General features: G+C 38.1%; 9 protein-coding genes. 6 read left to right on the forward strand and 3 right to left on the reverse strand.

Annotated features, from left to right (window positions below; genetic code table 11):
• The 3 genes from ACKTS5_RS09345 to ACKTS5_RS09355 all read left to right on the forward strand — a co-directional run bounded on the left by ACKTS5_RS09345 (position 1) and on the right by ACKTS5_RS09355 (position 6,120).
• Positions 1 to 2,418 (forward strand): ABC transporter permease, encoded by a 2,418-nt coding sequence (locus ACKTS5_RS09345; RefSeq protein ID WP_408043605.1) that lies wholly within the window; start codon positions 1 to 3, stop codon positions 2,416 to 2,418.
• Positions 2,419 to 2,471: 53 nt separating this feature from the next.
• The gene (locus ACKTS5_RS09350; protein ID WP_408043606.1) at positions 2,472 to 4,838 is read left to right on the forward strand and encodes an ABC transporter permease; all 2,367 of its coding nucleotides are present in this window, start codon (positions 2,472 to 2,474) and stop codon (positions 4,836 to 4,838) included.
• 94 nt (positions 4,839 to 4,932) lie between these two features.
• Entirely contained in the window at positions 4,933 to 6,120 is a 1,188-nt protein-coding gene (locus ACKTS5_RS09355; protein ID WP_408043607.1) for a hypothetical protein, read from the forward strand.
• A gap of 197 nt (positions 6,121 to 6,317) precedes the next feature.
• Here ACKTS5_RS09355 and purL read toward each other — a convergent pair whose 3' ends face one another.
• Both purL and ACKTS5_RS09365 read right to left on the reverse strand, forming a co-directional pair.
• Positions 6,318 to 9,992 (reverse strand): phosphoribosylformylglycinamidine synthase, encoded by a 3,675-nt coding sequence (gene purL, locus ACKTS5_RS09360; protein ID WP_408043608.1) that lies wholly within the window; start codon positions 9,990 to 9,992, stop codon positions 6,318 to 6,320.
• Positions 9,993 to 10,075: 83 nt separating this feature from the next.
• On the reverse strand, positions 10,076 to 10,894 hold the full coding sequence (locus ACKTS5_RS09365) for a carboxypeptidase-like regulatory domain-containing protein (protein WP_408043609.1): 819 nt from the start codon (positions 10,892 to 10,894) through the stop codon (positions 10,076 to 10,078).
• Positions 10,895 to 11,189: 295 nt separating this feature from the next.
• Here ACKTS5_RS09365 and ACKTS5_RS09370 point away from each other — a divergent pair, with 295 nt between their 5' ends.
• Positions 11,190 to 12,911 carry a thiol-activated cytolysin family protein gene (locus ACKTS5_RS09370; RefSeq protein WP_408043610.1) on the forward strand — a complete coding sequence of 574 codons (1,722 nt, stop codon included), beginning with the start codon at positions 11,190 to 11,192 and terminating at the stop codon, positions 12,909 to 12,911.
• Between the two features lie 98 nt (positions 12,912 to 13,009).
• Here ACKTS5_RS09370 and ACKTS5_RS09375 read toward each other — a convergent pair whose 3' ends face one another.
• A complete protein-coding gene (locus ACKTS5_RS09375; protein WP_408043611.1) occupies positions 13,010 to 13,261 on the reverse strand; it encodes a hypothetical protein in 252 nt (83 codons plus the stop codon).
• Between the two features lie 1,110 nt (positions 13,262 to 14,371).
• Between ACKTS5_RS09375 and ACKTS5_RS09380 the strand changes: the two genes are divergently transcribed.
• A complete protein-coding gene (locus ACKTS5_RS09380; protein WP_408043612.1) occupies positions 14,372 to 15,463 on the forward strand; it encodes an endonuclease in 1,092 nt (363 codons plus the stop codon).
• 346 nt (positions 15,464 to 15,809) lie between these two features.
• Positions 15,810 to 16,535, forward strand: coding sequence for an SOS response-associated peptidase (locus ACKTS5_RS09385; RefSeq protein WP_408043613.1), 726 nt, complete (start codon positions 15,810 to 15,812; stop codon positions 16,533 to 16,535).
• Positions 16,536 to 16,643: the final 108 nt, after the last annotated feature.

Here is a 16,643-nt window from a genome sequence, read left to right on the forward strand (position 1 = left end):
ATGTTTAAAGTTTGGCTCACCCTTTTTATGCGTAACAGCAGAAAAAATGGAATACATACCTTTATTAATATTCTGGGCTTGACCCTGGGATTGGCAGGGCTGCTATTAGTACTGCTGTATATGGCAGATGAAAAGCGATACAATCAGTGGAACCCCTATAAAAACGATATTTATAGAGTAGCGAACATCAAACCAGATAATGGGATTTGGTATACCAGTACTGCTGGTCAAATGATATACTATGAAAAAGATATTCCTGAAGTACTCGAAACCATTATGATTTCTCCTTTTTATAGAGGACGGGTACTCAGCAATGATACACAGCATTATTTTACGGAAAAGCTCACGTTTACCGAGCCGAATTTTTTTAACTTTTTTCCACTAGACATCCTAGAGGGGAGCATCGATAACTTTTCGACGACTCGAAAACACATCGCAATCTCCGAAAAGGTAGCGACCGCCTTGTTTGCTAATGAATCGGCAGTGGGTAGAATGCTCACCATGGACGAGAAACAATATACCGTCGCATGTGTCTACAAAACACCGACAAAAAGTCATTATGAGTCAGAGGTTTTAGTGCCTTTTGCTACCCCTTTTGAAGAACACTGGGGAAATTATCAAAACGAATTGTTTTGTAAAATCCAGCAAGGAACGGCTATTGATGAGCTGGAGAAAAAAATGGACCGAGTGCTCCTAGAACGCAATATCAAACCAGAATTGGATAAGATGGGGTTGAGTATCGAAGAAGGGCGATCGCGCTATGGTTTTATGACCACGGGTCTGGAACGTCTTGCTGATATTCGCTTGCACCACATTGCCGATTATGCCGGACCTTCAGGAAAAGGAAACTACGAGTTGTTAATTACCTTATTAGGCTTGTCTGTACTGCTCATAGTTATTTCATGTGTAAACTTTATCAATCTCTCTACAGCTGCATCGAGTCAAAGAGCAAAGGAAGTAGGAGTGAAGAAAACATTGGGACTTTCCAAACTTCAATTGCAGTTCCAATACGTATGGGAAATCTTGGTGCAAGGGATGCTCGCTTTTTTAATCGCCTTAGTTTTGGTGGAATTGAGCTTGCCTTATGTGAACGATTTCTTACAAAAAGAACTCAGCTTGTTTGATGAAGCTATTGCCTTGACCGTTTGGGGAATAACCCTAGTGTTAAGTGTATTTATTGGAAGCATTCCAGCTATATATCTGTCGAACTTCAAAGCGGTGGAAGTACTTAAGGGGAATTACGCTCGAAGTAGACGAGGCAGAACCCTTCGCCATGCAATGCTAGGGTTACAGTTTGTAATTTCTGGGTTCTTTTTAATTGGAGTACTCGTTATTTATCAGCAAATGAGTTTTATCATTACGAAAGATTTGGGCTATCAAAAAGAGCAAATAATAGATGTGAGTGTTTTTAATATCAATGATGAGTATGAAAAATACCAACGAATCAAAGCCGCCTTAGCTTCACATCCTGGAGTTGCTGATATCTCGACCTGTATGTTAGTTCCCGGTGAAGGAAATATGAATGGTACTGCATTGCGATACAAAGAGGAAGGCTTTAATGCCGGAGCTAATAGTATTGATTTTAATTACATACAATTTGCAGGCTTAAACATGGTTAAAGGGCGTGAATTGTCTGAAAAATTTGCTTCGGATACCATTCAAAATTTATTGATAAATGAGACTGCAGCAAAGCGTTTAGGAATTGCAGAGGATCCGATAGGAAAGCGAGTTAGTTTAGGGTGGATTGACGAAGGCGATGATCGTAAACTGACGGTTGTCGGTGTGGTTAAAGACTATCACTTTGACGGGCTCGATAAAAAAATTGATCCGATGTTCTTTGTGCATCCCAATACCTTTCCGTTCACTAAAAATTGGATTCATTCCATACAATTTAAACTGAAAACAACGCCAAATATGGAGGAAACTATTGCGGATATAGAGCGTTTTTGGAAGGAGAACATCGACAATAAATATCCATTTAGTTACGAATTTTTGGACAAGAAATTTGAAAAAACCTATGAGAAATACAAAAGACAACAAGTGATGTTTTTCGTATTGTCTTCAATCGTGATTCTGATGGCATTACTTGGGTTGTTTGCATTGGCCACCTTGAATATACAACAGCGTTTGAGAGAAGTGGCCATTCGAAAAACACTCGGAGCTTCTGTTAGAGAAATAATGACCCAATTACTAAAATCCTTTATCAAAGTTACTGTAATTGCCTCTTTCATTATGCTCCCCATTGCCTATTACTTTATGCAAAACTGGCTCGATAATTTTGTTTATCGCATTGACATGCCTTGGTGGCCATATATGGCTACACCCGTAATCCTTGTGATATTGGTGATCCTAGTAGTAGGAGGAAAGGCTTATAAAGCCACTAAAATTAATTTGATTAACTATTTAAAGTTTGAATAAACATGTTAAAAACTTGGTTTAAACTATTTTTTCGAAACCAAAAAAAGAATTGGTTGAACACTGCAGTGAATATTTCTGGATTGACCATTAGTTTGGGAGTGCTGCTGCTGGTATTGTTGTATTTAAAAGATGAAAAGAGTTACAATAGTACAAACCCTTATAAGGACAAAGTATACCGAGTTGTACATCAAATGTCGGACATGCAAATATGGACAACAAGTACGGCAATAGAAGGGAAAACCTATTTGGAAGAAGTGCCGGAGGTAGCGGATTTTTATTTGAGTAGGGGATGGTACGATGCCGATTTGGTAACGTATCGAAATAAAAAACACTATACTCGAAATATATTAATGGGAAATGCTCGCTTTTTTGACTTCTTTCCATTTGAGATCGTTCAAGGTTCTAAGTCTAAATTTAAAGAAGCGAAAAACCACATAGCCTTGAGTAAAAAGCTTGCGACGACCTATTTTGGGAAAACCAACCCTATAGGACAAAGCATAGAAATCGAAAACATTAGTTATATCGTGACTACTGTTTACGAAATAACAGGCAAACACTATTTTGAACCCGATATGGTGCGCCAATTCCAAGAGGAGCCCGAAGGCCATTGGGGGAGCTTTTCGTACAATCTATTATTGAAATGCAATGACGTTATTGATATTCCCGCCTTAGAACAAAAATTTAACGCGGTGTGGGTAAAAAAACAAGCTGAACCCCAGGCTAAAAAAGATGGTTTGAGTGTAGCAGAATGGGAACGTAAGTACGGAACAAAAGTATTGTTGGAACCCTTGAATACCATACGACTTGATAGCTATACCGAAGAAGGTGGACCTGAAGGTAAAGGAAATTATAAACTCATAGTAATCATGTTGTCACTGGCAGTTTTATTACTTATTATTTCCTGTGTCAATTTTATCAACCTCTCTTTGGCATCGGCGACTCAACGTGCAAAAGAAGTTGGAGTTAAGAAGACTTTAGGGCTTACGAAATTCAATTTGATGAGTCAATACATGTTGGAGGTACTGGTCAAAGCAAGTATCGCCTTTGTATTTGCATTGCTTATAGTTGAACTAATTCTACCTTCTTTCAATCAATTTATAGGGAAGGAGCTGGTGCTTTGGAACGAGCTAACAGCAGTATTTCAGGTATTTTTAGTAACCGTGTTCATTGCCCTAATTATAGGTTATTTTCCCGCCTTGCACATGGCTAAGTTCGAATCTATTGAAGTATTAAAAGGAAGTATTTCAAGAAGTAGAAAAGGAATTTTTGCTCAAAATATCATGCTGGGTGTTCAATTTTTGATTTCTGGATTTTTCCTGACGGCATCTATAATAATTTACCAACAAGTAGCGTATATGATGGCAAAAGACTTGGGATTTGCGGGAGAACAAGTTGTCATGATTACTATGAATGCTAGAGAAGACCGTTATGACAAATATCAACTGGCAAAAAAGGAACTCATCAAACACTCGCATATCGAGGAAGTTTCTAGTAGTTTCTTTGTTCCGAATGGAGGGAGTTCCAATTCCACGAATACCTCGTACGGAGATAATTTGGCACAATCGAATTCCAATGCAATCGATTTTAATTACCTCGATATGGTAGCTATCGAAATGCATAAAGGACGTCAGCTAGACCCTAATTTGGCCTCGGATACAATTAGCAATGTGCTCATTAATGAAACGATGGCGAAACAACTGGGAATTTATCAGGATCCCTTGGGTAAAAAGATCAAAATCGGTTTCTCTTCAGATGATGAGATTGATAAGTACACCGTAGTAGGAGTAGTAAAAGATTACCACGTTTTTGGACTGGATCGTAAAATTCCACCGACCTTCTTTTGCCATTGGAATACCTTTGATTGGATTAAGGAATATAATTTTTACAATATTCAGCTTAAAGTAAATCCCGAAAATATTCAGGAAACCATGCAATTTGTCGAAAAATTTTGGCGTCAAAACATAGAGCAAGATTATCCTTTTAGCTATCGTTTTCTGGATAAGAATTTCCAACGTACTTTTAGGAAGTACACACGTCAAAAAACACTATTTTCAATACTCACTTATATTGTAATTGTCATCTCGTTATTAGGGCTTTTCGCTCTGGCTACCTTAACCATACAACAGCGCTTAAAAGAGGTGGCGATTAGAAAAACCTTGGGGGCGAGTGTGCAAGAGCTCATGTTGCAGTTAATGAAAGGATTTTTAAAAATTACACTGATTGCATCAGTCGTTTTAATTCCCATTGCTTATTTCTTTATGCAGGAGTGGTTAGACAATTTTGTGTATCGCATTGATATGCCGGTAATTCCGTTCGTGATTACCCCAATTATCTTGGCTGTACTCGTGTTTATAGTGGTGGGCCTAAAGGCCTTTAAAGCGACGAAAGTAAACCTGATAAAATATTTAAAATTTGAATAATTGCTTCCTAAAATAGTATAGTTTTGTAGTGGCAAATACTTTGGCATCTTAATTGCAAGGGTAGCCGCATACAAAACTATACTAGTAAGCATTTATGAAAAAAAAAATATTCTTTTTCCTCAGTTTGGGAATGTTCCTTTTGAGCTGTAGCAGTATTAAAACTACCCAAAAAGCTATCAGTAAAGGAAACTACGACGAGGCCATTAACTTAGCAGTTAAAAAATTAGGAGGTAACAAGCACAAAGAAAAATACCAGCCCTACGTGCCCATGTTACAGGAGGCTTTTTACAAAGCGACAGCGAGGGATCAAGAAAGTATCTCCTTTTTAGAAAAAGAACGAAATCCGGAAAATCTTGAACGCATCTATCAGCTGTATCAAGGACTTCGTCAGCGTCAAGAAAAAATTAAGCCGATTTTACCATTAAAGATCATGGCAACTGGACAATATGCTGATTTTGACATGCAAAATTATACGGATTTGATTATCGAGTCTAAAAATGAATTGTCTGCGTATCTCTACGATCAGGCCAAAGCCGTGTTCCAATCGCGTAACAAAGGGGACTACCGCCGTGTGTATGACGATTTAGCAAGGCTTGAGCGCCTTAACCCAAATTACCGCGACGTTCGTGCGCTAATGCAGGAGGCACATGCCATCGGTACTGATTTTGTCTTTGTTTCAATGAAAAATGAGACTGATAAGGTCATTCCAAGACGTTTAGAAGATGATTTGTTAAATTTTGACACCTATGGACTCAATGATTTTTGGACGGTGTATCACAGCAAAAAAAGTCGTGGACAACAGTACGATTTTACTTTAGAATTACTATTTAGAGATATCAATATTTCTCCAGAGCAAATACACGAAAAAGAATTCGTTAGGGAAAAGCAAATTAAAGACGGTAAAACCTTTTTGCTTGACAGTAAAGGGAACCAGGTAAAAGACAGTTTAGGAAATAGTATAAAAGTGGACAAGTACATCAAAGCTACCTGTCATTTTTATAGGTTTACCCAGTCGAAATGGGTGAAAGTAGCCGGACAAGTTCGTTTTATTGACAATTACAGCCGACAAGTGGTACAGCATTTTCCTCTGCAAAGTGAATTTGTTTTTGAACATCGCTATGGAACCTATAAGGGAGATAGAAGAGCATTGGCTACCGAATTTATTGACCTGGCGAAATTGAGAGCGGTTCAATTTCCAAGCAATGAGCAAATGATTTACGATGTTGGACGAGATGTCAAGGAAAAATTGAAGTACATTATAACGAGAAATAAGTTTAGATAATATATAACGATAGAAAAAGACACTGATCAGTGTCTTTTTTTTGCTTTAAAAAGTACTCTAAAACAAAAAAGAAGGCACCAATGGTGCCTTCTCGGTTTAATAATATTATTAATCTAAAACCCTTCTAACAGACTAATATTATTAGTGTGCAAAATTAACACTAATAATTCAATTGTTCTGTAACAAATGTTACACTGTTAGTTGTCAAGGTTTTCGATCCATTTTCTAGCATTTACAAAAGCTTCTAACCAAGGAGAAACTTCATCTTTTCTATCATTCTGATAATGAGCCCAGTTCCATTGGAAAATAGATCTTTCGATGTGAGGCATGGTCACTAAATGGCGTCCGCTTGCATCGGTAAGCATGGCTGTGTTAAAATCAGATCCATTTGGGTTACTAGGATATCCTTCATAGCTGTACTTCGCCACAATTTGATAGTCCGATTCTTGTTGAGGTAAATTGAACTTACCTTCTCCATGAGAAATCCAAACTCCAAGTTCTGTTCCGGCAAGACTTCCTAACATCACAGAATTGTTTTCCTGAACTTTAACCGAGGTAAACGAACTTTCGTGTTTTTGTGAATTGTTGTGAACTAACTTACCGTGCACTTCATGCTCTGGGTTAATGAGTTCAAGTTCCATCCAAAGTTGCGCTCCGTTACAGATTCCTACTGAGAGTGTATCCTCGCGATCAAAGAAATTTTTAAGGGCTGTTTGTGCTTTTTCGTTATACATAAAGGCACCTGCCCATCCCTTTGCTGAACCGAGGACGTCTGAATTAGAGAATCCACCTACTGCACCGATAAACTGAATATCTTCTAGCGTTTCTCTTCCAGAAATTAAATCGGTCATATGAACGTCTTTAACATCAAACCCAGCTAAATACATGGCATTAGCCATTTCGCGTTCAGAGTTAGAACCTTTTTCACGAATGATAGCCGCTTTTGGACGTTTATTAACAGTTCCGACTATAGCATCCACCTTTCCGGTAAACTGAGTAGGGAAGGTGAACTGTAAAGGTTGGTTTTTATAATTGTTATAGCGCTCTTCCGCTAAATTGTTAGCTGTTTGCTTACGATCAAAAAGGAATGAGGTCTTATACCAAACATCGCGAAGCTCGTGGATAGACAAAGCTTGTACATCCGATCCGTTTTTGATGTTGAGGCGATCAGACTCGATAACGCTACCTATTTTGGCAAAAGCTACGCCTTGTGCGTTTAAATACGCTTCCACCTGAGCGTCATTAGTAGCTTGGAATACGACACCTGCGTTTTCTGAAAACAATACTTTGATACTGTCTTCTTCACCTAAAACACTGAGGTCGATATTGGCACCTACATGGTTCGATGCGAAACACAATTCCAACAAACTCGTAATCAAACCACCAGACGCAACGTCATGACCTGCTGCAATGCTTCCTTCTTTGATAAGGGTTTGTAAAGCGTTAAAGGCCGTTTTAAATGCGGCTGCATCCTTAATATTCGGAGCATCTGTACCTACCTTATTCAAAACTTGAGCAAAAGAACTTCCTCCTAACTTAAAGGCATCATTCGAGAAGTTGATGTAGTAAACGCTTCCTTGGTTTAATTGAAACACAGGTTCAACCACAGCTGTGATATCATTACAATTTGCAGCAGCTGAGATTACAACGGTACCCGGAGAGATTACTTCTTCTGTTGGGTACTTTTGCTTCATCGATAATGAATCTTTACCAGTAGGAACATTAATACCTAATTCGATGGCAAATTCCGATACGGCTTTGACAGCTTTGTACAAACGGGCATCTTCACCTTCATTTTTACAAGGCCACATCCAGTTTGCTGAAAGAGAAACAGATTGTAATCCGTCTTTTAATGGAGCCCAAACGATGTTTGTCAATGCTTCAGCAATAGAGTTTTTACTACCAGCTTCCGGATTGAGGAGTCCTGAAATAGGAGAGTGTCCTATAGTCGTTGCAATACCTTCTTTTCCTTGATAATCTAAGGCCATTACCCCCACATTGTTCAACGGTAATTGCAAAGGACCGGCACATTGTTGTTTGGCTACTTTTCCACCAACACAACGGTCAACTTTATTGGTAAGCCAATCTTTACAAGCAACAGCTTCTAATTGTAATACCTGTTGTAAATAGTTGACAAATTCGCTACTAGTATAGTCTAGTGCTTGGTAGTTTCGGTTCACCGTAGTATCGGTCATAATGGTTTTAGGTGAACTTCCGAACATGTCATTCAAGTCAAAATCCATCGGTTTTTCTCCAGTCGACTTTGATTCAAAGGTAAAGCGATGATCCGAAGTAACGTCTCCAACCGTATACATTGGTGAGCGCTCACGATCGGCAATTGCTTTTAGTGTATCTATGTGTTTTTCGGCAATCACAAGTCCCATGCGTTCCTGTGATTCATTTCCGATAATTTCTTTCGCTGAAAGGGTAGGATCCCCTACAGGTAACTGATCCAAATCGATATGTCCTCCGGTATCTTCTACGAGCTCTGATAAACAATTAAGGTGTCCGCCGGCTCCGTGATCGTGAATAGATACGATTAAGTTTTCATCGCTTTCCACCATACCACGTACAGCATTGGCTGCTCTCTTTTGCATTTCAGGGTTCGAACGCTGCACAGCATTCAGTTCTATTCCCGAAGAAAATTCACCGGTATCCGCCGAAGATACTGCTGCACCTCCCATTCCAATACGGTAGTTTTCTCCACCTAAAATGACCACTTTATCACCTTCTGTAGGAGTTCCTTTAATAGCTTGCTCTTGTTTTCCATAACCAATACCACCGGCTTGCATGATTACCTTGTCAAACCCTAGTTTTCTTGCGTCTTCTTCGTGCTCAAAGGTCAATACAGAACCACAGATCAAGGGTTGTCCAAATTTGTTTCCAAAATCAGAGGCACCATTAGAGGCTTTGATCAAGATATCCATAGGAGTTTGATACAACCAGGCTCTTTCTTCCATGCCTTGTTCCCAAGGTCTGTTTTCTTCTAAACGTGAGTACGAAGTCATATAAACAGCAGTTCCGGCTAACGGAAGGGAACCTTTTCCTCCTGCCAATCGGTCTCTAATTTCTCCTCCTGATCCAGTAGCCGCTCCATTAAACGGTTCCACGGTTGTAGGGAAGTTGTGAGTTTCTGCTTTCAATGAAATAACAGATTCGAAGTCCGATACCGCGTAGTAGTCTGGTTTATCAGCGCTTTTAGGCGCAAATTGCTGTACTACGGGTCCTTTTATAAACGCGACATTGTCTTTGTAAGCCGAGACGATATCGTTTGGGTGTTGCTTCGAAGTTTCTTTAATCAATTTAAATAGGGAAGTAGGTTGCTCTTCTCCGTCAATGACAAAAGTACCGTTGAATATTTTATGACGACAGTGTTCCGAATTCACCTGAGAAAATCCAAAAACTTCAGAATCGGTTAGTTTTCTTCCAATTTTTGCAGCGACGTCGTTCAGATATTGAATTTCTTCATCACTTAAAGCGAGACCTTCTTGCTCGTTGTACGCTGCGATATCATCAATCGCTAATACGGGTTCAGGAGTAATTGCAATGGTAAAACTCTCCTGATTCAGTCCGTGATACTTTTGAGAAATCATTGGATCAAAATCAGAAAAATCTTCCGAAACGGCTTGGAATTCTTCAATTCGCACTAATGAGTTAATCCCCATATTCTGCGTAATTTCCACGGCATTAGTACTCCATGGAGTAATCATTGCTGCTCTTGGCCCAACAAAAAAGGCGTCGAGAGACGCCGCATTTATTTTAGGTTGGTTACCAAATAACCAAGTAAGTTTCGAAATAGTTTCGTTGCTTAATTCTTCTGTTGTTTGAACAGCAAAAACTTTGCCGTTTGTGTTTCCAAAGAAATGAATCATTTTAGTTGTGTTTGTGTGTGTTTTTAAAAGCTGTAAATTTAGTTTTTTTATCGAAAAAGGCGCATAAAAAAAGCAGTAAAATTTTACTGCTTTAAATCTGTTTTTTCTGGTATTCTGTTTCTTTCGATCTTTCCTTTTTTAATCGCCTTGTAATTCTCGTAACAGTTCAATACTGCTTCAATAATTTGTAGATCGCTGGCTTTCTTGATAAAATATTCAGAATAGTCGCAGTCGGAGAGGAGTTTGTTCAATTCCGTTCGGTCCATTTCCAAATACTCCATCATTACTTCTCTGTCAAATTTTCCGGCTAACATTTTCCTCAAATCGTCCTCTTTCTTTAACTTTTGAAGTTTTTTGAGTTGTGTAGGTTTCTTTCCAAACAAATTGTATACCAGGTCAACTGGATTTAACAGTTTTGACAAGGTACTATTTAACTTTTGTGGACGTCCTACTTCATAGGTCTGAGGCAATCCATTGATGTGGATTCGCGTAAATTTATCTTTAGGGACTTGTTTGACATCTACTTCTAAAACTCCGATTAATTTGGTAGATTTTATTACGATTTCTTTGATTTCTTCTGGTTTTTCACTCAGTGATATTTCAACTTCGTTTCCTTTTAAAAGATCGTTGGTTACCTTTAACTTAATTGAAGAATATCCTAAAAATGACACCAATACAGTATCGTTTGCTTGCGCTGTTAAATTAAACAATCCCTTTTCATTTGTAATGGTACCCACTACGGTATTCAAGTTTAAAATATGAGCTGCGCTGAGCGGTTGTTTCGATTTACTATCCACAATTTGCCCTTTAAGCTGGTTGGTTGACGGGGTTTGTGTTTCTTGTGCATAACTGAACACACAAGCAAATAAAGCGATAAGCAGACTGTAATATGTTTTTTGCATACTGCGAAAATACTAATATTTCGTTGTCGAATCGTTAATTATCTGTGAATATTAAATTGAAAAAAAAGATTTTTTTAGAGTATAAAGTCAAATACTTGTTCTTTATGCAAACAAGTATCTCCATTCGAATGAACGCGTTATTGCAATAAGTCAAGAGAAACTTTCGGTTATATTAAAGGTAGCGGTTCCCTAGCCGCAGGTATTTGCTAAGTACAATGTGTTGATCAACATTGTCCTTAACAAATGCAGTCAAAACGCTCGTATTGAGCACTACAATCAATTTTTATTTATTACCATGAAATACCCTTCAATTATTCTAGGAAGTATGGTTGCACTTTGTTTTGCATCATGTCAAAATGACGATGTAACACAAGCGTCTCCGCAACCCAAAGCTAGCCATAAGCAAATGGCGCAATTTTTAAATGAGGACCTTCCTGACGGAATCTCTGGATTAACTGTGGAAGAGCTTTCGAATCCAGCTGGACGTGGCGTTCCTGTTGAGGAAAATTGTGTGACTAAAAAGGTTTCGTTTAATCAAACGGATTCCGATTTCTTTATTCTCGATCCTAACAGTTCCCTGTTATGGCCAGGAAACTTGGTAGCATCTCGTTCTATTCAAGAAGGTGCTCCTACCTCAGTGCCGATTACCGGAAAAGCGAGAAACCCAATTGAAGTACGCGTAAATGTATTATCGGGTACCTCTGCTTCAACAACGAGAACCATAGAGGCTCCAACTCCCGGAAAAGTTCAGGATAACCTCAATGCAATTTTGAACGCATACTACAATAGCAAGGCTAATTTTCCTGCGAGTTTTGATATCAGTATTCAACGTGTTCACGATGAAAAACAATTTCAATTATCGTTAAACGCAGGATACTCAGGGCCAAGTGTGAACGTGGCTGGAAGTTTTGGACTGGATTTTTCAAAAAAGAAAACGCGCTATGCCGTAACGCTAAAGCAACGCTTTTTTACGGCTTCTGTAGCTCCTAAAGAAGGAATTATTGGACCAAACGGTTGGTTAGATCGCGATGTGAACCCCGAGCGTTTAGCACCGTATGTTACAGATTACTTACAAGTGGCTCCAGAAAAGCAAAACCCATCTGCATATGTTGAATCGGTTACTTATGGAAAATTGTATACCCTTATCTACGAATCGTCTAGTAGTGCACTAGAAGTAGAGGCGGCTTTAAACTTTGCCTATAAGTCGATAGGAACTCAAGTAAATGCCGATGTAAAAGCACGTTATAAATCTATTTTTAATGAGTCGTCAGTAAAAGTAAAACAATTGGGAGGAAGTGCTTCATCAGGAATTGCCTCTTCTTTAGCTGCCATGGCGAACAATTTAGAAAAAGTAGTAGAATTCTTAAAAGAAGGAGCGGAGGTATCTGTAAACAACCCTGGATATCCTATTTCTTATAAGGTAAATTACACCTATGATAACAGGCCATTTAAAGTGATTTCAAACTTAGAATATACCCAACGTGATTGTGATTTAGTATACTACGATAACGTTCGTGTCGATCCTGTAACCATTAAAATTTACGGAAGTGATCACGGTACCAGTGGAGCAGAGCTCTTTGGACGTTTCTATGTTGAAAAGTACGACAAACAATTGAAGCGCTGGTACGGAGTTGGAAGCAAACTATACTGGGGATACGGTATTGATAGCCATGTAGGTCGTGATTATTACCCATTAAATGGAGGGAAACGAAGTGTGGCTGATGGAAAAGTTATTGACTTTAAAATCAAGGCTGAAACAGGAGCTCGTTTTAGAGTAGTTTCTGTAGTTGGTGAATGTGATTCTGGTTGCTATGTGTACCGCGACGGAGTGATGAGTGCTAACGAATACGAGTACAACCCGACATTGAAAAAATGGGTTGATTATACGCGACATAACCAATGGGTGAGTGATTATACTGTTGGAGCGGGCATTCATACCAAAACTTGGAATGGGGTGAAAACCATAGTACAAGGTGATACCTGTTACTTAGATTATGAAACTTACCTATTACAATAGGTATAAATCAAAAACACCAATAGTGAGCTATTGGTGTTTTTTCAAGTTAGGTTAGTTATAATAGTAGCTAATAATTCTACGGAATTAATACCTCAAAATTATTCAGATTTGAATTCGTCTTTAATAAATCCTCTTACAATCGATTTTACGTCATCCGGACAGTGTTCATTCGGAAATATCATGCGCACTACCTGTTGGTTTTTAATAGTATGGCTCCACTGAACGAGTTCTCTCAACTTGCGATTGTCTAACTCGTAGTTCTTTTCACTCAAATAGCTTTTTATGTTTTTTTCCAGTTCTGCAATTTTTAAATCTAGCTCCTTAATTTTTAAAATACTATTGTAAGTCATTGGTTAGAAAAGATTTTTGATGGTTATCGAAAAATAAAGGGGAAGTGTACTGTTGTTCTAAAGATACACTTTTTTATTTCAAACTTGATTTACTTAAAGAAAAAATACTGTTAACTGACTAGTAGTTAGTTGTTTTGAACGTGTTTCTGATACAAATGTAAGCGCAAAGAAACAGTTGTACAATACCCAATTTTACTATTTAGTACCTAGGGAAAACCCTTATTTCGAGGTCGGTGATTGTTTGAAATCTACTGAGATTCAAAAACAGCGAAACGCAACAGTCTACAGGGAAAGAACTAAAAAAGAGCCTCAATTGAAAATTGAGACTCCATGTAATTATATCAAGGGAAATATGTCAAGGGAAAAATCTAATGTATTGTGTATTTGATAGTCTAAAATTACGAATAACCTGTGTTTACTGGGATTATTATCGATAAGAAGGGGGTTACTATTGTTGAATTACCTAAATTTTAAGATAAAAAAACCCGCTCAAAATTGAGCGGGAAAATTGCTATGAAAAAGAAAAGATTCTAAGACGTCTCTTAGAACTGTTGCAAAGATACATGAGTACTTTTGATAAAAATGTTAAAATTCTCGGAAAATGAATGCGTGAAACTACTGAAAGCAAGCTAAGGGTTAACCCTGATAGTCTTAGGGTTTATGTCTATTGAGTTTATTGTAAGTTGTTGGTATATTGAAGGATAGGGCAGTAGAGAGCGTTGAAAAAGTGAGACCTCTTTAGCTGTTTAAAGAGATCTCCTTTCAGACTAGCACGATGTTCATGATAATCTCCCTCCCAAATGTATATATAACAGCTAACTAGGTACATACCCTACTTTAAAATCAAAAAAAAAGCTTCTACTCTTTACAAAATCTAGAGTAGAAACTTTTATCCCCTTGAACAAACATAAATTATGTTATGCTCAAATATACAGAAATTTATTCATTTAGGCAACAGTTTTTTGACTTTTATATCGGTTTATAGTGTTGATTGTCAGTATTTTTTTGCTTAATTAAATAAATTTTAAATAAGAAATAGAAAATAATCTCTTGTAACTTTGATGGATTTTTTTCCGATTTTTGCATTTATTAAGAAATTTACCATCATAAATGAGATATTTATTTAGTTTATCTATTCTTTTTAGTCTTGGAATATTAAATATCCAGGCTCAAGAATCAGCAAAGATTCAAAAGAACATTCCAGCCTACTACAGTCAAATCGATTTCGGAGCGAGCAGTGCAGACTTATTTACCAAATTAGGAGACTTGGTGAAAACCACACATACAGACCTGCTTAGTTATACTCCGGAAGTTTGGAATGCTTTAAAAGTTAGTGATTTAGATCCTTCAGATTCATCTAAGAGGAATATTTTATTAATCTATGGCTATAACGACACGGATGCAGATTTGCAAAACGATCGAACGCGAAGCAAGGATAGCAATTGTACCAGTTCAACAGGCTGTCAAGGAAAGTGGAATCGAGAGCACGTTTATCCCAAGTCATTGGCCACACCGCGATTGACGACCAGTTATCCCAGTGCCGGAACAGATGCCCATTCTTTACGACCCGCAGATACGGAAATGAATTCTTCTAGGTCTAACAGAAAATTTACCAATGGTTCTGGAAACTCTGGAATTGTATCTGGAGGACACTGGTATCCGGGAGATGAATGGAAAGGGGATGTTGCACGTATGATGATGTACATGTACCTGCGCTATCCGACACAAACTCCAGCCAAAGGAGTTGCAATTAGCACGTATACCAATCATCAAAGCATGCCTGATATATTTTTACAGTGGAATGTGGAAGATCCTGTGAGCGATTTTGAAAAACAACGCAATGACCACATTGCAAGTTTACAGGGAAATAGAAACCCTTTTATCGACAATCCTTATATAGCAACCTTGTTATGGGGAGGGGCCAAGGCTGAGGACACCTTTGATTTGAGCTCTGTATTAGGAGTAGAAGAGCAAAGCACATCTTTGTTTTTTGTGCCAAATCCAGTTAAAGAGGCCATCAACTACGATGTGACCCAGTATGAATTTGAGCGCATTTATATTACGGATTTAAAAGGAGCCCTTGTCACGGAAGATGAAGATATTCATGATGGCCGCGTGTCAGTCCCTGAAAAATCGGGTGTTTATATAGCAGTGTTCATTGCAAAGAACAGTGTTCATACCAAAAAAATTATTGTAAATTAATAGTAAAAGGGCTCTAAGAGCCCTTTTTTTTTGTTCATAACTAAACCTACTAAAATTGAGCTATGACATATTTTTTGACAAAAGTACGTAATTGTTTGCAGTGAGTTTCGAGGAAAAATCCCGTTTTTAAAAGTAAAGAGAAGCATGAATTCCATGCTTCTCTTTGTTAAACCAACTAAAAATCTAATAATGAAAAATAACTATTTCACTTCGAAGATACATGACTAAGGAGTTCTTTTCGTCGGTGTTTCGTCAAGTGGCATATAACTGTAGTTCAACGGCGTTTTCTAGTTGGTTTTGTGAAGTTTACTACAGATTTGTTATCTTTAGTACTAAAGTATACGGTATGTGCTATCATATTTCAGTGACCAAAAAACACAGAAAATCTTTAGAGGAGCGTTTTGATGCAATGTTTGAAACTCCAGAGTCCTATGAACCCTATTTTCATTTTAATGGATGGGAATCAAAAAACTTATACATTGTAAAACAAGAAGATCCAGAGACCATTGTCACTGCCAAGTGGGGGGTATTGCCCGCTGCACATGACATAAGCAAAAGAAGTGATTTTTTAAAAAAACGAAATACCCTGAATGCAACCCGTGAACGCCTATTTGAAAGTCCATTATTCAATCAGTTAATTGGGTGGCAACGCTGTTTGGTGATTGCCGATGGTTTGTTTGAACCGCATAAAAACCAAGACATAAAGGGATCGATACCTTATTACTTTTCGTTGCAAGAAAGAGCGTTGTTCGCCTTTGCAGGCCTGTTTAGTGAGCATAGGAGTGAGGCAGGACTCCAAACGGCTGCAAGTATTATTACTACTGAAGCGAACGACCTTTTTAAGCGCATACACAATACTCCAAATACGCTGGGAAGTTATCGAATGCCCTTGGTGTTGAATAAAGAAGATGAATACGAATGGTTGGCCTGCAGAAATAATGGCAGTACCATAGCTAAAATTTTAGATACAGCCCCTCAGCAACAGTTTCACGCTTATCCTGTTTCGCAGGATATATTTAAAAGAAAGGACAGTAATCACGACGGGATTTTGGCTCCTGTAAGCTATCCGTAAAAAATTACAACCGACCATGGGGGCACGATCGATTGTAATTGTTGATGAAAAATAGATTAGTGGGGTATTCCAAAGGTACGGTCAATTGTAGTATTGAGAAATACCTAC

Source organism: Tenacibaculum litopenaei (assembly GCF_964514025.1).
Lineage (GTDB): Bacteria > Bacteroidota > Bacteroidia > Flavobacteriales > Flavobacteriaceae > Polaribacter > Polaribacter litopenaei.

Excerpts from the sequence above, each read along its gene's own strand:
- ACKTS5_RS09370 (WP_408043610.1), top strand. The coding sequence starts at position 11,190 with ATGAAATACCCTTCAATTATTCTAGGAAGTATGGTTGCACTTTGTTTT.
- ACKTS5_RS09345 (WP_408043605.1), top strand. The coding sequence starts at position 1 with ATGTTTAAAGTTTGGCTCACCCTTTTTATGCGTAACAGCAGAAAAAAT.
- purL (WP_408043608.1), bottom strand. The coding sequence starts at position 9,992 with ATGATTCATTTCTTTGGAAACACAAACGGCAAAGTTTTTGCTGTTCAA.
- ACKTS5_RS09365 (WP_408043609.1), bottom strand. The coding sequence starts at position 10,894 with ATGCAAAAAACATATTACAGTCTGCTTATCGCTTTATTTGCTTGTGTG.
- ACKTS5_RS09375 (WP_408043611.1), bottom strand. The coding sequence starts at position 13,261 with ATGACTTACAATAGTATTTTAAAAATTAAGGAGCTAGATTTAAAAATT.
- ACKTS5_RS09355 (WP_408043607.1), top strand. The coding sequence starts at position 4,933 with ATGAAAAAAAAAATATTCTTTTTCCTCAGTTTGGGAATGTTCCTTTTG.
- ACKTS5_RS09385 (WP_408043613.1), top strand. The coding sequence starts at position 15,810 with ATGTGCTATCATATTTCAGTGACCAAAAAACACAGAAAATCTTTAGAG.
- ACKTS5_RS09380 (WP_408043612.1), top strand. The coding sequence starts at position 14,372 with ATGAGATATTTATTTAGTTTATCTATTCTTTTTAGTCTTGGAATATTA.